General features: G+C 72.8%; 13 protein-coding genes. 4 read left to right on the top strand and 9 right to left on the bottom strand.

The annotated features are described in order from the left end of the window. Nucleotides 1-269 precede the first annotated feature (269 nt). Nucleotides 270-884, bottom strand: a complete 615-nt coding sequence (locus AC0VYL_RS14445) for a hypothetical protein (RefSeq protein WP_475453245.1) — start codon at nucleotides 882-884, stop codon at nucleotides 270-272. Between the two features lie 556 nt (nucleotides 885-1,440). On the opposite strand from AC0VYL_RS14445, the gene AC0VYL_RS14440 reads away from it, so the two are divergent. Beyond that, the gene (locus tag AC0VYL_RS14440) at nucleotides 1,441-2,673 is read left to right on the top strand and encodes an aminotransferase-like domain-containing protein (RefSeq protein WP_475463071.1); all 1,233 of its coding nucleotides are present in this window, start codon (nucleotides 1,441-1,443) and stop codon (nucleotides 2,671-2,673) included. A 55-nt stretch (nucleotides 2,674-2,728) separates the two neighbouring features. Further along, nucleotides 2,729-3,679, top strand: coding sequence for a D-alanine--D-alanine ligase family protein (locus AC0VYL_RS14435; protein WP_475483514.1), 951 nt, complete (start codon nucleotides 2,729-2,731; stop codon nucleotides 3,677-3,679). A 115-nt stretch (nucleotides 3,680-3,794) separates the two neighbouring features. Here the strand turns inward: AC0VYL_RS14435 and AC0VYL_RS14430 are convergent, their stop codons facing one another. Then, entirely contained in the window at nucleotides 3,795-4,538 is a 744-nt protein-coding gene (locus AC0VYL_RS14430; RefSeq protein WP_475480440.1) for an SDR family oxidoreductase, read from the bottom strand. Nucleotides 4,539-4,594: 56 nt separating this feature from the next. Here AC0VYL_RS14430 and AC0VYL_RS14425 point away from each other — a divergent pair, with 56 nt between their 5' ends. Continuing rightward, nucleotides 4,595-4,942 (top strand): MerR family transcriptional regulator, encoded by a 348-nt coding sequence (locus AC0VYL_RS14425; RefSeq protein ID WP_475453239.1) that lies wholly within the window; start codon nucleotides 4,595-4,597, stop codon nucleotides 4,940-4,942. Nucleotides 4,943-5,018: 76 nt separating this feature from the next. On the opposite strand, the gene AC0VYL_RS14420 is transcribed toward AC0VYL_RS14425, so the two are convergent. After that, nucleotides 5,019-6,035: an FAD binding domain-containing protein gene (locus AC0VYL_RS14420; protein WP_475480439.1), complete on the bottom strand. Its 1,017-nt coding sequence runs from the start codon at nucleotides 6,033-6,035 to the stop codon at nucleotides 5,019-5,021. Continuing rightward, a complete protein-coding gene (locus tag AC0VYL_RS14415; protein ID WP_475480438.1) occupies nucleotides 6,032-8,641 on the bottom strand; it encodes a molybdopterin-dependent oxidoreductase in 2,610 nt (869 codons plus the stop codon). Before AC0VYL_RS14415 ends, AC0VYL_RS14420 begins: the two co-directional genes overlap by 4 nt. 219 nt (nucleotides 8,642-8,860) lie before the next feature. Between AC0VYL_RS14415 and dctA the strand changes: the two genes are divergently transcribed. After that, nucleotides 8,861-10,291, top strand: a complete 1,431-nt coding sequence (gene dctA / locus AC0VYL_RS14410) for a C4-dicarboxylate transporter DctA (RefSeq protein ID WP_475480437.1) — start codon at nucleotides 8,861-8,863, stop codon at nucleotides 10,289-10,291. 93 nt (nucleotides 10,292-10,384) lie between these two features. On the opposite strand, the gene AC0VYL_RS14405 is transcribed toward dctA, so the two are convergent. From AC0VYL_RS14405 to AC0VYL_RS14385, 5 genes are all read right to left on the bottom strand, one after another. Continuing rightward, nucleotides 10,385-11,827 carry an NCS2 family permease gene (locus AC0VYL_RS14405; protein WP_475480436.1) on the bottom strand — a complete coding sequence of 481 codons (1,443 nt, stop codon included), beginning with the start codon at nucleotides 11,825-11,827 and terminating at the stop codon, nucleotides 10,385-10,387. Nucleotides 11,828-12,043: 216 nt separating this feature from the next. Further along, complete coding sequence (gene pucD, locus AC0VYL_RS14400) at nucleotides 12,044-14,479, bottom strand: xanthine dehydrogenase subunit D (RefSeq protein WP_475480435.1); 2,436 nt, start codon at nucleotides 14,477-14,479, stop codon at nucleotides 12,044-12,046. Beyond that, entirely contained in the window at nucleotides 14,479-15,837 is a 1,359-nt protein-coding gene (locus tag AC0VYL_RS14395; protein WP_475480434.1) for an 8-oxoguanine deaminase, read from the bottom strand. Before AC0VYL_RS14395 ends, pucD begins: the two co-directional genes overlap by 1 nt. After that, nucleotides 15,834-16,352 (bottom strand): (2Fe-2S)-binding protein, encoded by a 519-nt coding sequence (locus tag AC0VYL_RS14390; protein ID WP_475453227.1) that lies wholly within the window; start codon nucleotides 16,350-16,352, stop codon nucleotides 15,834-15,836. Before AC0VYL_RS14390 ends, AC0VYL_RS14395 begins: the two co-directional genes overlap by 4 nt. Next, nucleotides 16,343-17,212 carry an FAD binding domain-containing protein gene (locus tag AC0VYL_RS14385; RefSeq protein ID WP_475480433.1) on the bottom strand — a complete coding sequence of 290 codons (870 nt, stop codon included), beginning with the start codon at nucleotides 17,210-17,212 and terminating at the stop codon, nucleotides 16,343-16,345. The genes AC0VYL_RS14390 and AC0VYL_RS14385 overlap by 10 nt, the downstream gene beginning before the upstream one ends. Nucleotides 17,213-17,285: the final 73 nt, after the last annotated feature.

The following is a 17,285-nucleotide window of genomic DNA, read 5'->3' as shown; positions in this document are numbered from 1 at the left end:
GAATGGGATCAACTGTTCCTGCGCGGCCCGCACACCGGTGGGCGGCCTCCGGGCAAGAGAGGGCACGGCGGGCTGTTCACCGGTGCGGGACGCGTCCGCGTCCTTCGCGCCTTGAGGGGGGTGACGGGGGCTCACAGCGGACGCGCCGACGGGCTGGTGCCCCGGGAGTGTCGGGGGAGACTCCGGGGCCACCGCGCACACGAAGGTACGGCCCGGGGATGTGTGCATCCCCGGGCCGTACCATCACGCGTCGGAGCCGGGCGTGGAAACTACTCCGTCTCGGCGGGCGGCTCGGCCGCCTCGGGCGACCCGGAGGCCGCCGCGTCCTTCTCCGGTGGCTCCGCGTTCGAGGGCGAGCACTGGAAGCAGTCCATCGTGAAGACCTCCTCCTCACCGACCAGGCCGGTGAAGTCCCCGCGCAGGCTGTCGTCACCGACCTCGCGCTCGGCCAACGCCTCGCGCAGCAGCCGCCCCTCGAAGAGGACCTGCTCGCCGTCCCGGCTCTGCCCCGTGCACAGCACCTCCAGTCGGCCCCCACGCGCCTGCTCGCCCGACGCCCCCTCCTGGTCCCCGGCCGCGGCCTCCTGGTCGCCGCCCGCCGTGACGGCGTCCTCGTCCAGGTCCTCGGAGGGCCCGGCGGAGGGTCCGCCCTCGGGTACGGCGGTGCACTCGAGCGGCGCGGCCACGGGGTGGCCCTTGCGGGCGAAGGCGCGCTCGGCTCCGGGGCGCAGGATCGACACGGACAGGGCGTCGGCGGCTCGCTCCAGCTCCAGCAGCGCGGCGTCGGGGCTCTGCTCCGGTGCCTCGTCGGCGGTGCACGAGGTGAGCGGTGCGCACAGGAGCAGCGCCAGTGACGCGGTGACGGTGGTCGAGCGGACTCCCATGACTTCCCCCTGGGGTCGGTGGCGCCGTGCCCGGCGCGCTGGTCCACCGAACCAATGTCGCTGATGTGGCTTAAGTGCCCTATGTCCGACTCAGGATATAAGGGTGAAAAGTGCGCCATGTTCGAGTCAACCCGGTGTGAGTCGGGACACGCGTGTGGGTACCGTGCCCGGTGAGACGACGGAACCACCCGGTGGGGGCGACGACGGGAAAGGGCAGGCCACACACCGCGCGAACGCGCGGACACCGCCGCTGGGCTAGACTCGGGACATTTCCCGAACCGTGTTCCACCACGGTTCACTCCAGCCGAACACCGCACCGCCAGGCTCCCCACGGCCCGAACGCCACAGGGGGCCAACGGTGAACCAACGGGCCGTGACCGGCGTCGAACCAGGGGATCAACGACGATCCCCTGATCGTCCCGCACCGACGGCCGCCCACAGACCGTCCTTCCTTCGGAGGTGGATCGTGTCCGCTGACCACCGAGAGCAGCAGCCCAGCCAACAGGGTTCGCGTATCGACCCGCACGTCGGCCGCTACGCACTCCGAGCACAGGGCATGGTCGCATCGGAGGTCCGGGCACTCTTCGCGGTCGCCTCACGGCCGGAGATCGTCTCCCTGGCGGGCGGTATGCCCAACGTGGCCGCCCTGCCCCTCGAACAGCTCGGTGACCTCGTCAAGGACGTCGTCTCCGAGGAGGGCGCCACCGCGCTCCAGTACGGCTCCGCCCAGGGCGACCCCGTCCTGCGCGAGCAGATCTGCGAGTACATGACCCTGGAGGGCGTCCAGGCCAGCCCCGACGACGTCATCGTCACCGTCGGATCCCAGCAGGCCCTGGACCTGGTCACCCGGGTCTTCGTCGACCCCGGTGACGTCGTCCTCACCGAGGCCCCCACCTACGTCACCGCGATCAACACCTTCGCCGCCTTCCAGGCCGACATCCGCCACGTGGGCATGGACGACGAGGGCGTGGTTCCCGAGGAGCTGGAGGAGGCGCTGGTCCGCGCCGAGCTCGACGGGCGGCCGGTCAAGTTCTTCTACACGATCCCCAACTTCCAGAACCCCGCCGGGATCACCATGAGCGCCGAGCGCCGCGCCCGGGTCATGGAGGCCTGTGAGCGCCACGACGTGCTCGTGGTCGAGGACAACCCCTACGGCCTGCTCCGCTACGACGGCGAACCCGAACCCACCCTGTACTCCCAGGGCAGCGGCAACGTCATCTACCTCGGCTCCCTCTCCAAGACCCTCTCCCCGGGCCTGCGCATCGGCTGGGCCCTGGCCCCGGCCGCCGTGCGCGCCAAACTGGTCCTGGCCGCCGAGTCCGCGATGCTCAGCCACTCCACGTTCAACCAGCTCGTGGTGCGCCGCTACCTGAACACCTTCCCCTGGAAGGAACAGATCAAGGCGTTCAACTCCATGTACAGCGAGCGCCGCGACGCGATGCTCGGTTCCCTGGAGGCGATGATGCCGGCCGGATGCACGTGGACCCGCCCCGAGGGCGGGTTCTTCGTGTGGGCCACCCTGCCCGAGGGCATCGACGCCAAGGCCATGCTGCCGCGCGCCCTCAACGAGCGCGTGGCCTACGTGCCGGGCACCGGCTTCTACGCCGACGGGCGCGGCCGGGACAGCATGCGCCTCAGCTTCTGCTACCCCACCCCCGAACAGATCCGCGAGGGCGTCCGCCGCCTCGTGGCCGCGATCGAGGGCGAGATCGACCTGCGCGACACCTTCGGTCCCGCGATCTCCACGCCCACCGAAGGCAGCCAGGCACCCACCCCTGACCTGCCCTGACATCCTCTCGTAAGGGCACAGCACCATGACCGCAGCACAGAAGGAGGTCCGCGCCGTGGCCGACCTTGACCGGGTCCTCGTCCTCGCCGGAGGGCTGTCCCCCGAACACGAGGTGAGCGTCCACTCCGGCCGCAGCGTCGCGGAGGCCCTGCGCCGCCTCGACGTCGAGGTCCAGGTCGCCGACGTCGACGCCGGGCTGTTGAACCGGCTCGCCGCCGACCCGCCCCAGGTGGTCTTCCCCGTCCTGCACGGGGCGGCGGGGGAGGACGGCGCGATCCGCGAGGTCCTGGAGCTGGTCGGCGTGCCCTACGTGGGCGCCCGGCCCGACGCCTGCCGCCTGGCCTACACCAAGCCCGCCGCCAAGGCCCTGCTCGCCGAGAAGGGCGTGCGGGTGCCGCGCGGCGCCACCCTGCCCAAGTCGGCCTTCCACGACCTGGGCGCCCCGGCCCTGCTGCACCGTCTGACCGACCGCCTGGGCCTGCCGCTGTTCGTCAAGCCCGACCGCGGCGGCTCGGCCTTCGGTGCCACACCGGTCACCTCGGTCACCGACCTGTCGACCGCTCTGGTCTCCTGCTTCGCCTACAGCGACTCCGCGCTCGTGGAGGAGCAGGTCCAGGGCACCGAACTGGCCATCGGCGTCCTCGACACCGGCGACGGCCCCGTGGCCCTGCCCCCGGTGGAGATCGTCCCGGACGGCGGGGTCTACGACTACGCCGCGCGCTACACCGCCGGGCGCACCGAGTTCTTCTGCCCGGCCCGGCTGGACGAGGACGTGGTCGCCGCCGCCACGGAGGTGGCCCTGACCGCCCACCGCACCCTGGGTCTGCGCGACTTCTCCCGGACCGACCTCATCGTGGACGCCGACGGCGAGGCCATCTTCCTGGAGACCAACGTCGCCCCCGGCCTGACCGAGACCTCGACGTTCCCGATGGCGGCGGCCGCCGCCGGACTGGACTTCGCGGTCGTGTGCCGCGAGCTTGCCCACCAGGCGCTCCTGCGCGGCTGACGCGGACCAGACCGAACACCGGCCCCGAGGGCCCGCCGTGCTGGTGGGCCCTCGGTGTGTGTCGGGTCGGCCCGCCGGGTCGGACCCGGCGTTCACGCGGCCCGACGGGCGCGGTTCACACGGCTCCGCCGCTGATCTCCGAGGCCAGGCGTGTCGGATCGTCGGCCAGAGAACGCTTCACGTGGGCGCTCCACTCGTCGGCGAGCACCTCGACGGCGCCACGGGTCAGACCGTCGAGCCCGGCGCGGACCGAGTCGCCGGGATCGCCCTTGGGGCCGTCGTAGGCGGCGCTGAAATCGGTGTCGACGGCGCCGAGGTGCAGCCCCGTCACCAGGGTGCCCTGGTCAGCGAGTTCCAGCCGGACGCCGTTGGTCAGGGCCCACTGCGCGGCCTTGGTCGCGTGGTAGCCGTTGGTCCCGGGGAAGGCGAACCACGACTGCGCCGACAGGACGTTCAGGATCGCGCCGCCGCCGTTCGCGCCGAGCACCGGGGCGAAGGCGCGGACCATGGCGAGCGTGCCCCAGAAGTTGGTGTCCATCTCCTGCCGGAGCGCGGCGAGGTCGCTCGTCACGAGGTTGGTCCAGTTGCTGATGCCCGCGTTGTTCACGAGCAGGGTGACGTCCCCCGCCCGTGCCAGGGCCGATCCCACGGAGGCGTCGTCGGTGATGTCGAGTTCGAGGGGCACGACCCCGGGGAGATCGATCTCCGCCGGGCGGCGGGCGGCGGCGTACACGCGCGCCGCGCCGCGTTCCACGAGCTGCTTGGCGAAGAGTCGGCCGAGACCGCGGTTGGCGCCGGTGACGAGGGCGACGGAGCCCTCGACGGCGAAGTGCTGGGTGCGGGTTGACGAAGTGTCCATGTCCGGGACACTAGGACCTGACGTCAACGTCAGGTTCAAGGGTCGGGGAGGGATTCGTGCGCATCGGTGAGGTCGCCAGGCGTTCCGGAGTCAGCGTGCGGGCGCTGCGGTACTACGAGGAACAGGGCATTCTCCGCTCCGAGCGGGGTCCGGGCGGGCAGCGCGAGTTCGACGAGGGGGCCGTCGACCGGGTCCGCCTGTTCCAGCAGTTCTACGCGGCGGGCCTGTCCAGCCGCCGGATCGCCGAGCTCCTCCCGTGTGTCGAGACCGGGGCCACCAACGCCGAACAGCGGGCCATGCTGGTGCACGAGCGCGGCCGCATCGTCGAACGGATCGACGCCCTGGACGCGGCCCTGGCCCGCATGGACGACCTGATCCTCGCCGCGGCGGACCACTCCGACTGAACCACGGGCCGGGTGGGCCGCCACGCCACGGCGGCCCACCCGGCTCCCACCCCGGATCACGTGCCTCCGGCCGGTGTCATCCGGCCGGTGCGTCCAGGGCCCGTTCGAGGACGTCCCGCACGGTCTCCTGGAGCAGGTGGACCTTGTACCCGGTGTCGGGCAGCGGGGAACAGAGATCCACGATCCCCTCCAGAGCCCGGTCCACGGCCCCGTCCAGGGCCCGGCCGGGCACCGCGCCCACCAGGGCGCGCTCCACGCCGGGCAGCCGCAGCGGGGTGCGGGCCACCCCGCCCACCGCCACCGACGCGCGGGTCACCGGACCCCGGCCCTCCTCCGCGCACTCCAGGCGGACCACCGCCTCGACCAGCGGCCACTCCGCCCGTGCGCGCCCCGCGACGCGCAGGTGGGCCGCGCGCCCGCCCCGCACCGGGGCGGGCAGGGCCACCGCGACCAGCAGGTCGTCGGGGGCGAGCACGTGGTCCCGGGTGGGGTCGCCGCCGTCGTACAGCTCGGCCAGGCCCCGCTCGACCTCCGCCCCCGACCCCCGCTCCAGCACCACCACGGACGCGTCGTAGGCCAGCAGCGCCACCGCCAGCGACGACGGGTGCGGGGCCACGCACGGGCCCTGGTCCACCACCACGGCGCGCAGGTGGTCACCGGAACGGGCCGGGCACGAGTCCCCGCCGGTCTGGAAGCAGTCGAAGGCCGGGTTGCGCAGGTAGGGGCATCGGTTGCGCTGGAGCAGGTTGCCGCCCACCGTCGCCGTCCCCCGGACCTGCGGGGTGGCCAGCGCCCGTGCCGCGGCGGCCAGACCCGGGTAGGCCTCGGCCAGGAGCGGGTCGGCTCCCAGCTCCGCGACGCTGGTCATCGCGCCGATCCGCACCGCTCCCTCGGCGTCCCACCGGGGTCCGCGCAACTCGGGTACGCCCCACAGGTCCACCAGGGGGCCGGGCGCGATCACCCCGGCCTCCACGCAGGTCGCGAGGTCGGTGCCCCCGGCGCGCGGCCGCGCGCCCGCGACGACCTCCCGGACGGCTCCGGCCACGCTCGTGGAACGGGTGACGGTCGTGGTGGTTCCTCGCGGCGTGCTCAACGCAGTCCTCCGATCAGTCGGTCCGGGCGCAGCGGCAGGTCGTGCGGGCGCCAGCCGGTGGCGTCGTACACGGCGTTGCCCAGGGCAGCCGCCACACCCACCACCGAGACCTCGCCCAGGCCGATCCCGCCGCCCGCCACGTGCTCGAACCCCTCCTCGTGGAAGTACACCTCGGTCTCGGGCACGTCGCCCATGCCGGGGAGGCGGTAGTCCTCCAGGTCGTCGGAGAGCACCACACCCGTGGCGAGGTCGTCGCGCCGCTCCTCGAAGAGCGCGTAGCCCACGCCCTGGACCACCGCCCCCTCACACTGGTTGCGCGCCAGCCGCTCGTCATAGACGCGACCGGCGGCGATCCCCGCCCAGCAGCGGGTGGGGCGCACTCGACCGAGCCGGGTGTCCACCTCGACCTCCATCACGTGGACGGCGCCGCTCATCCCGCGTCCGACGGCCAGGTCGCCCAAGTTCGGGGTCAGCTGCCCCCAGCGGTCACGGCGGCGCTCCCCGACCACGCTCACACCCTCGGCGGCGGCCAGCGCCTCCTTGAACACGTGCTCGGGGACGGGTCCCGAGGCGGGCACGTCGGGGGAGTGCTCGCGCAGGGCCGCGCGCAGCCGGTCGGCGGCGTCGGCGGCGGCCGGTCCCATGGAGGTGGTCGTGCGACTGCCGAAGGAGCCGGTGCCGTGCACCGACGAGCTCCGGCCGATCTCCACCCGCAGGTCCGCCGCGTCCACGCCGAGCCGGTCCGCGACCACGCCCCCGAGTACGGCGCGGATGCCGGTACCGATGTCCTGGGTGGCCGAGCGCACCACCAGGGCGCCGCCCTCCACCGCCAGCTCCACCCGGGCGTCGGGCGCCAGCAGGTACGGCCAGCCGGCGGCGGCCAGTCCCACCCCGCGGCGATACCTCCCGGTGCGCGACCCGCGCCGCCGGTCCCGCCACAGGGGGAGTTCGGAGACGCGTTCGTACAGGGCCCGACGCTTCGGGTTGCCGTCCCAGCGGCGGCGCAGGGCCAGCGGGTCCTCGCCCAGTCGCAGTGCCATGGTGTCCACGGCCTGTTCCAGCGCCCAGGCCATCGGCGGCCCGCCGGGACCCCGCATGGGCGCCGCCGGAGGCCGGTTGGTCACCACGTCGTAGTCGCGGACCCGGCGGGGGGAGCGGCCGTACATCAGCGCGGCCAGGACGGCCGCGTTGGAGCCCACCGACACCCCGCCGTCGCCGTGGGAGTCCACGCTCAGCGCCCGCAGGGAACCGTCCCCTCCGGCCAGCAGGGCCACCCGGGTACGGGTGGCGGGCCGGTGCCCGGCGTCGGTCAGCTCCTCGGAGCGGTCCAGGCACACCCGCACCGGGCGGCCGGTCAGCCGGGCCAGCTCCACGGCGGCCACCACGTCGGGGGAGAGCGAGTTCTTGGCTCCGAACCCGCCGCCGACGTACTCGGCCACCAGGTGCACGCGCTCCCAGGGCAGGTCCCAGCGCAGGGCCGCCATGTCGGCGATCTTGCTGACCGACTGGGTGGACACGTGCAGGAACAGGTCCCCGTCCACCCACGAGGCCACGCTCACGTGCGGCTCCAGCGGGCTGTGCACCTGGGTGGCGGTGGTGTACTCCTCGGCCACCAGCAGTGGGTCCCGGCGACGCGCGGCGGCTCGGAGCCGGGCCACGGCGGTGGGTCCGCGCCAGCTGAGCACCCCCGGGCCGCGCACGTTCCCGTTCCAGGGGGCCGGGGGAGTGGGGGCCTCGCCGTAGGAGGGCGCGGCCTCGCGCTCCTCCTTGGTGCCGTAGAGCACCGGGGCGCCGGGGGCGGCCGCGGCGCGGGGGTCGGTCACCGAGGGCAGGGGGTCGAGGTCCACCCGCACGGCCTCCGCGAGCTCCCGGGCGAGCGACCGGGTGGGGGCGGCCACCGCGGCGATCGGCTGGCCGACGTAGCGCACCACCCGGTCCTCCCCGAGCAGGTCCACCAGCGGCGACGGGGCTCCGTCGGGGCCGGGGGCGGCGCTCACCTTCCGGACCCGCGCGTGCGGCGCCGCCGAGCGCACGATCACGCCCTCCCAGGTGCCGGGCGGGGCGTGGTCGGCGCTGAACCTCGCGCGCCCGGTGACCTTGTCGGGGGCGTCGGAGCGCGGTGGCGCCTGGTCGGGTTCGGTGTCGAACTCCCCGGCGCAGGCGGCGGCCACGGCCGCGAAGATCCCTTCGTAGGCACCGCACCGGCACAGGTGTCCGGCGAGCGCGTCCGCGACGGCTGCGCGGTCGGGGCGGGTGTCCCCGTGTTCGGCGCGCCAGGCGTCCACGAACACGGAGGCCTCGACGGCGAAGCCGGGCGTGCAGTAGCCGCACTGGAGTCCGTCGTGGGCGGCGAGGGCGCGCTGTACGGGGTGGACGCCGTCCAGGCCCTCCACGGTGGTGACCGACCGTCCGGTGAGGTGGTCGGCGGGCAGCAGGCAGGAGGCGGTGGGAGCGCCGTCCACCAGGATCGTGCAGGCCCCGCACACGCCGGAGCCGCAGGCGATCTTGGTGCCGGTCAGTCCGAGCCGGTCGCGCAGGTGGTCGGCGGCGCTCAGGCCGGGGTCGTCGGGGGCGGGGGAGGGTGCGCCGTTGACGCTGGTGTCCATGGGCGGCTTCCCTGGGAGGTTCGGAAGTTGACATTGACAACTTAAGGCGGCGAAAAGTCCGGTGTCAAAGGCCCTGGGTGTGGCCACCGTTGTTACCTGCCGGTTTGTGCTGATGTGCCTTGCGTGGCCAATGTGACGCCCGTTACTCTGTCGGAATCTCTATTCCGCCATGAGGAATAGAGATTCCGAATGTCAAAGAACCCCCTGTGGAGGGCCCGCATGGCAGCAGCCACGGAAACCGAAGCACCCGACCGCCCCCGCCCCCGCTTCTACCGGTCCCTGTTCTTCCAGGTGATCGTCGCCGTCGTGGTGGGTGTGCTGATCGGACACCTGTGGCCCTCGTTCGGAGAGAGCCTGCGCCCCCTGGGCGACGGCTTCATCCGACTGATCAAGATGCTCATCGCCCCGCTGATCTTCTGCGTGATCGTCACGGGCATCGCCAAGGTCGGGGACCTGGGCGCCGTGGGCCGGATCGGGATCAAGGCGCTGGTGTACTTCCAGGTCGTCACCGCCTTCGCCCTGCTCTACGGCATGGTCGTGGCCAACCTCCTCAAGCCCGGCGTGGGCTTCGAGGTCAACCCCGCCGACCTCGACACCGGCGCGCTGGAGGAGGTGACCCAGGGCGGTGAGATCCCCGGGTTCGCCCAGTTCCTCCTGGACGTGATTCCCGAGAGCGTCGTGGGCGCCTTCGCCGAGAACTCGCTGCTCCAGGTGCTGTTCTTCGCCGTGTTCGTCGCCCTGGCGCTGTCCAAGATGGGGGAGCGGGGCAAGCCGATCCTCGACCTCATCGACCGCTTCACCGACGTCATCTTCACCTGCATCGGCTGGATCATGCGCGTCGCCCCGCTGGGCGCCCTGGGAGCCATGGCCTTCGTCATCGGCGCCTACGGCCTGTCCTCGCTCAGCAGCTTCGGCATGCTCATCATCGCCTGCTACTCCGCCGCCGGGGTCTTCCTGCTGGCCCTCGCGGTCATCGCCCGCGTCCTGGCCGGGGTCAACCTCTGGAAGTTCCTGCGCTACACCAAGGAGGAGTTCGCCCTCGCCATCGGTGCCGCCTCCTCCGAGGCGGTCATGCCGCGCATCATGCAGAAGCTCACCAACGCGGGCTGTTCCAAGGCCACCACCGGCCTGGTGGTGCCCACCGGGTACTCCTTCAACCTCGACGGCGCGGCCATCTACCTGCCCATCGCCGCGCTCTTCCTCGCCCAGGCCTTCGGCGCGGACCTGAGCATCGCGGACCAGCTGATGATGGTGCTCATCCTCCTGCTGACCTCGAAGGGCATGGCCGGGGTCCCCGGATCGGCCTTCCTCGCCCTGTCGGCCACCGCCACCGCGCTCGGCGCCTTCCCGGCCGCGGGCGTGGCCCTGCTCCTGGGCGCCGACCGCCTGATGGACACCATGCGCGTGTCCATCAACCTGCTCGGCAACTGCGTGGCCACCTTCGTCATCGCCAGGTGGGAGGGGCAGCTCGACATGGAGCGCATGCGCGCCGTCCTCGACGGCAGGGAGCCGCCCGCCCGCCAGGAGGACACCGAGGCCGAGGACACCCCGGAGCGCGCGGAGGAGGCGGGGGACGCGGAGCCCGTCACGGTGTCCGCCCCCGCGGCCGAGGGGCGGCGGAGCGAACCCGAGCCGGGGCCGGAACGGTAGCCGCGACGGCGACGGCCGGGCCGCCCGTCGGATGACGGCGGCCCGGCCGTGCCGGGTGGAGGCGGGGCCGTGTGCGGACGGCTCCCGGCCGGCCTAGAGCCCCAGGGCGTGCATCGCGAAGTGGAAGGCGAACACCGCGCTCAGGATCCACATGAGCCAGCCGACCTCACCGAACCGCCCCTGCGCCGACCTGATCACGGTGTGCGCGATGATCCCGATGCCGATCCCGCTCGCGATGTCGTAGGCGAACGGCATGATCGCGATGGTCAGGAACGCGGGGATGGCCACCGAGACGTCCGTCCACGCGATCTGCCCCACGTGCATCATCATCATGGCGCCGACCAGCACCATCGCCACGGACGCCGCCTCGGCGGGCACCATGCCGAACACCGGGGCGAAGAAGACCGCGCTCAGGAACAGCAGCCCCGTGACCACGCTGGCCAGGCCGGTCCGGGCGCCCTCGCTCACGCCCGCCGTGGACTCCACGAACACCAGGGTCGCCGAGGAGCTGGTCAGGCCACCGGTCACGGCGCCGGCGCCGTCGGTCACCAGGATCTGGTTGACCCGGGGCATCTGCCCGTTCTGGTCGGCGATGTTGGCCTTGGTGCCGATCGCCAGGATCGTGCCCAGGGCGTCGAAGAAGCCGGCCAGCACCAGAGTGAACAGGATGACCCCGGCGGTGGTCGGTCCGGCCGTGGTCCACGCGCCGAACATGTCCACCTGGAACAGCAGGCCGAAGTCGGGCGTGGACACCGGGCTGGAGGGCAGCGCGGGCACGCCGCCGCCCCAGGAGTCGGGGTCCAGCCGCAGGGCGGAGTGCAGGACGACGGCGAGCACGGTCGCGCCGATGATCCCGTAGAAGATCGCCCCGGGCACCTTGCGCGCCAGCAGCACGCTGGCCAGGACGAGCCCGACCACGAACACCACGACGGGCCAGCCGTCGAGGTGCCCGCCGCCGTCCGCGGCCCCGATCTGGAGCAGACTGCCGCCGTCGCTCGCGCTGACGAACCCGGCGTTGGTGAGGCCGATCAGTGAGACGAAGAGGCCGATGCCGACCCCGATGGCGAGCTTGAGGTCGTGCGGGAGGGCGTTCATCACGGCGGTGCGGACGCCGGTGACGACCATCAGGATGATGGCGACGCCCTGCCAGACGACCAGGCCCATCACCTCGGGCCAGGCCATCTGCGGGGCCGCCTGGTAGGCGACCACGGCCATCACGCCCAGGGCCGCCGCACAGGCGATCGGGGCGCGGCCGACCACGCCCATCATGATGGTGACCAGCCCGGCGGCCAGGGCGGTCATCGTGGTGAGTTGTCCTGCGGAGAGGTGGTCGCCGTTCACGTCGGCCACACCGCTGAGGATGATCGGGTTCAGGACGATGATGTAGGCCATCGCCATGAACGTGGTCAGTCCGCCGCGGACCTCCTGCCCGAAGGTGGAGTTCCGCTCGGAGACGAAGAAGAACCGGTCGAGCCAGGATCGATCCGTACCCGAGCGCGGGCCGGGCCGCGCTCCGGTGTCGTTGGATTCGGTCACGTCCCCTCCTGGAGGGATATGAGCACGGTGGATATCACCATGGGTGGGGGGTTTGCTACTTCGAGTAGTCAACCTTGGGTCGGGTCAGGGCGTTTCCGTCCTGACGACCCGCCCCGGGGCCGAGGGCGTCAGAGATCCGGGGCGGGCGACTGAGGGGGAGGGGCGAAGGGCGCCGTCACCCCTCCGGGTGCGGCCGCCGCACGCGGCGGCCGCGGGTCACAGCTCGATGCCCACGATGTCCTCCGGACGCACCGGCGCGTGCGTCAGCGGACGCCCGGTGGCGGCGCGCACGGCGGCCACGATCGCCGGGGTCGACGACAGCGTCGGCGGCTCACCCGCGCCCCGCAGTCCGTAGGGGGCGTGCGGGTCCGGGTGCTCCAGCACGTCGATGCGCATCGGGGGCATGTCCAGGATGGTCGGGATGAGGTAGTCGGTGAAGGACGGGTTGCGGATCTCGCTGTCCTTGACCTGGATCTCCTCCATCAGCGCCAACCCCAGCCCCTGGGCCGAACCGCCCTGGATCTGACCGGCCAGCTGCTGCGGGTGGAGCACCTTGCCGACGTCCTGGACCGCGTCCAGGGCCACCACCTTCACCAGGCCCAGATCGACGTCCACGTCCACCACGGCACGGTGCACGCACATTCCGAACTGCGTGTGCGAGGCCCCCTGTCCCAGGGTCGGGTCGAGCACCTCGGTGGGCCGGTGGTGGTGCTCGCGGGTCTCCTCCACGACCGTCCCGCCGCTGGCGGACTCGCCCAGGAGGTCGGCCAGGGACACCAGGACCCCGGCGCTCTCCGAGACGACCTTGCCACCGACCAGCGACAGCTCGGCGTCGGCGACCTCCGGCGGGACGATCCCGCGCTCACGGGCCAGCGCGAACACGGACTCCCGGACCGCCTCACAGGCCATCTTCACCGCGCCGCCGGTCATGTACGACTGCCGGGAGGCCGAGGACGAACCCGCCGAACCCACCTGGGTGTCGGAGGGGGCGATCGCCACCCGCTCCACCCCCAGCTCGGTCCGGGCGATCTGTCCCTTGATCGTCACCAGTCCCTGGCCGACCTCGGCTGCGGCCGTGTGCACCAGCACCACCGGCTCACCGCCCACGATCTCCATGCGCACCCGCGCCGTGGAGTAGTCGTCGAAGCCCTCCGAGAAGCACAGGTTCTTCAGACCGACCCCGTACCCCACGCCGCGCACCACACCCTCGCCGCGCGTGGTCCCGGCCACGCCGCCCGGAAGGGTGCGCTGGTCGGAGGGGTCCTCCAACGCGGTCCGCTCCACCGGCATCGGCAGGTCGCGGGCGCGCTCCAGCATCTCCACCATGGGCAGTGGCATGTCGATCTCCTGGCCGGTGATGATCCGGGAGCCCTGCGCCATCGCGTTCTTCACCCGCAGCGCCACCGGGTGCATGCCCAGCTCCGACGCGAGCTTGTCCATCTGCGACTCGTAGCCGAAGCAGGCCTGCACCGCGCCGAAGCCGCGCATGGCGCCGCACGGCGGGTTGGTGGTGTACACGCCGTAGGCGTCCACCATCACGTGCGGCACCTCGTAGGGGCCGATGCCCAGCGAGGAGGCCACACCCACCACCGCGGGGGTGGCCGACGCGTACGCGCCGCCGTCCACGACGATCTCCAACGTGGCGTACACCAGCGTGCCGTCGGCCCTCGCGCCGTGCTCGAACCGCATCCTGGCCGGGTGCCGGTGCACGTGGCCGTAGAAGGACTCCTCGCGGTTGTACACGAACTTCACCGGCTTGCCGGTGCGCAGCGCCAGCATCGCCGCGTGGATCTGCATCGACAGGTCCTCGCGGGCACCGAACGCGCCGCCCACCCCGGCCAGGGTGAGCCGCACCTTCTCCTGGGGCAGGCCCAGGGCCGGGGCGATCTGCTTCTGGTCCACGTGCAGCCACTGCGTGGCCACGTACAGGTCCACGCCGCCGTCCTCGGCGGGCACCGCCATCCCCGACTCCGGGCCGAGGAAGGCCTGGTCCTGCATGCCGACCTCGTACTCGGTCTCCACGACCGCGTCGGCCTCGGCGCGCAGGCGCTCCAGCACCCGGGTCCGCTCCTCCTCCGACTCCGCCGCTGCCACGAAGTCACCGGTCCGGATGGGCTGGTGGCGCACCCGGTTGCCGCTCTGCCGGTACTCCTCGTGGACCGGGAGGGTGCCCTCCTCGTGGACGAGCGGGTACCCGGGATCGTGGGCGGCCCGCAGCGGGTCGCTCACCGGGGGCAGCACCTCGTAGTCCACCCGGACGCGCTCCATCGCCCGGCGCGCGGTCTCCGGGTGGTCGGCGGCCACCACGGCCACCGCCTCGCCCTTGTAGCGCACCTTGTCGAAGGCGAGCACCGGCTGGTCCTGGTACTCCAGGCCGTAGCGCTTCGCGCCGGGCACGTCCTCGTGGGTGAGCACCGCCTCCACACCCGGCAGCTTCAGCGCCTCGGTGACGTCGATGCCCAGGATGCGGGCGTGCGGGTGCGGGCTGCGCAGGGTCGCGCCCCACAGCATGCCCTCCATCCACAGGTCCGAGGAGTAGGCGAACTCGCCGGTGACCTTCAGCGTGCCGTCGGGGCGGCGCGGGCTGGCGCCCAGGCCGTCCTTGGTGGTGCTGGACAGGTCCGTGGTCACGGTCTTGGTCGTCGCCGTCATCAGCGGTTCGCCTCCTGCATGAGGGATCGGTGCGCCGCACGACCCCGCGCGGCGGCGGTCTCGGCGGACAGGGTGCGCAGCTCGCCCCGGTCGACGACGGTGTTCCCGCCGACCAGGAGCCGCTCCAGGGGCGGGACGGGACCGAAGGTCAGCGCCACCACCGGGTCGGCGATCACGTCGGGGCCGAAGCCGTCCACCCGCCACAGCGCGACGTCGGCCTGTTTGCCGACCGTCAGCGAGCCCAGCTCCGCGTCGCGGCCCAGCACCCGGGCGCCGCCCAGGGTGGCCAGCTCCAGGGACTGGCGCGCGGTGAGCGCCTGCGGGCCCTTGCGGGCCCGGGCCATCAGCAGGGCCTGGTGCATCTCACCGGCCAGCCCCGTCAGCTCGCTGGACGCCGGACCGTCCACGCCCAGCCCCACCTTCGCCCCGGCCTCCAGCAGCTCCGGCACCCGGCAGATACCGGCGCCGAGGCGGGCGTTGGAGGTCGGGCAGTGCGCGACACCGGTACCGGTGGCCGCGATCCGGCCGATCGCCGCGTCCGACAGGTGTACGGCGTGCGCGAACCACACGTCCTCACCCAGCCAGCCGAGCCTCTCCGCGTACTCCACGGGGGTGCACCCGAACTCGGTCAGGCACTGCTCCTCCTCGTCGAGGGTCTCCGCGAGGTGGGTGTGCAGGCGCACGCCCCGGTCCCGGGCCAGATCGGCGGCGCCGGTCATCAGCTCACGGGAGACCGAGAACGGCGAGCACGGCGCCACCGCGACCCGCGTCATGGACCCGGCGGAGGGGTCGTGGTGGGCGTCGATCGCCGCGGCAGTACCGGCCAGGGCACCCTCCAGGGTCTCCACCACGCTGTCCGGCGGCAGTCCTCCCTGGCTGTGCCCCCGGTCCATGGAACCGCGCGCCAGGTCCAGGCGGACCCCCACCTCGCGGGCGGCCTCCACCTCGGCCGCGACGATGTCGCCGCGCCCCGCGGGGTAGATGTAGTGGTGGTCGGAGGCGGTGGTGCACCCCGACAGCGCCAGGTGGGCCAGACCGGCCGAGGTCGTCCCCGAGACCACGTCGGCGTCCAGCCGGTGCCAGATCTCGTAGGAGCCCACCAACCACTCGAAGAGCGTGCCGTCCGCGAACAGGCCCTGGGTGGCCCACTGGTACAGGTGGTGGTGGGTGTTGACCAGACCCGGCGTGGCCACGCAGCCCCGCCCGTCGATCCGCTCGACCCCACCCTCCAGCCGGGGGGCCGGTCCCGCGCCCACGGCGGTGATGACACCGTCCCGGGACACCACGTGCCCGTCGGCGTACGCGGCGCCGTCCACGGTGACGACGTGGGCGCCCTCGATGACCACGGTCCGGCTCATGAGCCGCTCCCGGCTTCCTCGGCACGACGCTCGGCCGCCAGGTGCACGGCGTCGATGATCTTCTCGTACCCGGTGCACCGGCACAGGTTGCCCGCCAGCGCCTCGCGGATCTCGGCGTCGCCGGGAGCTCCCCGGCCCGCGCCCACCGTGCGCTCCAGCAGGTCGTCGGTCTGCACCAGCAGACCCGGCGTGCAGAAACCGCACTGGACGGCTCCCGCCTCCACGAACGCCTCCTGCACCACGCCCAGGGTCCGGTCGCCGCCCTTGCCGGGCCCCTCGGCCAGACCCTCGACGGTGCGCACCTCGCGGCCCTCGGCCTGTCCGGCGGCGATCATGCACGAACACGCGGTCACGCCGTCGAAGTAGACGGTGCACGAGCCGCACTCGCCCTGTTCGCAGGCGTTCTTGCTGCCCGGCAGGCCCAGGCGCTCACGCAGTACGTACAGCAGGCTCTCGCCCGGCCACACGTTGTCGGCGGTGACGTCCTCACCGTTGACGTTCAGATTCACGCGCATCGCGCGGACCCCTTCCGGTAGTCGGTGACGGACCAGCTCAGCGCGCGGCGCGCCATGACCGAGAGGGCGTGCCTGCGGTACTCGGCGGTGCCGCGCTGGTCGTCGATGGGACGGGAGGCGGAGGCCACGAGCTCACCGAAGCGGCGCACCACGGCCTCCGAGAGGGGGCGGCCGTCCTCCCAGTCGAACTCACCCTCCAGGAACTCCTCGGCCGCCTCCGACCGCAGCGGCGTCGGCCCGGCCGAGCCGATCCCGGTGCCGACGGCCCGCCGCTCGGAGTCCAGCGCGAGGCTGAAGGAGGTCACCGCGATCACCATGGCGTTGCGGGTGCCGATCTTGGCGAACTGCTGCGGACCGGTGGCCTCGGGCAGCAGGACCGCCGTGATCAGCTCGTCCGGTCGCAGCGCGGTGGTGCGGAACGACTGGTAGAAGTCGCGGGCCCGGACCCGGCGCGTGCCCCGCACCGAGGCGAGCTCGATCTCGGCGTCGGTGGCCAGCAGCGGCGGGTGCGCCTCCCCGGCGGGGGAGGCCCCGCCCAGGTTGCCGCCGACCGTGCCCCGGTTGCGGATCTGGGGGGAGGCCACCGACCGCGAGGCCTTGGCCAGCGCGGGCGCCCGGCCCGACAGGTGCTCGATGATCCGGGTGTAGGGAACCCCGGCGCCCAGACGCGTGCGGCCCCCGTCCACCCCCCACTCGGTCAGCTCGGGGACCCGGGTCAGGTCGATCAGCGCCGAGGGGCGGCGCTTGTCGAAGTTCAGCTCCACCATCACGTCGGTGCCGCCCATGATGGGCACGCCGTCGGGGTGGGCGCTCCTGGCCTCTAGGGCCTCCACCAGCGTGGATGGCCTCAGGAATTCCATGCTCGTCCTCGTCCTGCGCAGTGCGGTCCGGTCGCGTCGATTCTGCCGCGACCCCTCGTTAGTGGGCGATGCT

The sequence above is a fragment of the Nocardiopsis sp. iso_238 genome (assembly GCF_056173325.1).
Note: the sequence above shows the minus strand (reverse complement) of the source record. Positions and strands in the feature narration are given on the sequence as shown.

Bases quoted from the DNA above. Each gene is read 5' to 3' on its own strand.
- AC0VYL_RS14395 (WP_475480434.1), bottom strand. From the start codon at position 15,837: ATGAGCCGGACCGTGGTCATCGAGGGCGCCCACGTCGTCACCGTGGAC.
- AC0VYL_RS14440 (WP_475463071.1), top strand. From the start codon at position 1,441: ATGGTCGCATCGGAGGTCCGGGCACTCTTCGCGGTCGCCTCACGGCCG.
- AC0VYL_RS14385 (WP_475480433.1), bottom strand. From the start codon at position 17,212: ATGGAATTCCTGAGGCCATCCACGCTGGTGGAGGCCCTAGAGGCCAGG.
- pucD (WP_475480435.1), bottom strand. From the start codon at position 14,479: ATGACGGCGACGACCAAGACCGTGACCACGGACCTGTCCAGCACCACC.
- AC0VYL_RS14415 (WP_475480438.1), bottom strand. From the start codon at position 8,641: ATGGACACCAGCGTCAACGGCGCACCCTCCCCCGCCCCCGACGACCCC.
- AC0VYL_RS14430 (WP_475480440.1), bottom strand. From the start codon at position 4,538: ATGGACACTTCGTCAACCCGCACCCAGCACTTCGCCGTCGAGGGCTCC.
- dctA (WP_475480437.1), top strand. From the start codon at position 8,861: ATGGCAGCAGCCACGGAAACCGAAGCACCCGACCGCCCCCGCCCCCGC.
- AC0VYL_RS14390 (WP_475453227.1), bottom strand. From the start codon at position 16,352: ATGCGCGTGAATCTGAACGTCAACGGTGAGGACGTCACCGCCGACAAC.
- AC0VYL_RS14445 (WP_475453245.1), bottom strand. From the start codon at position 884: ATGGGAGTCCGCTCGACCACCGTCACCGCGTCACTGGCGCTGCTCCTG.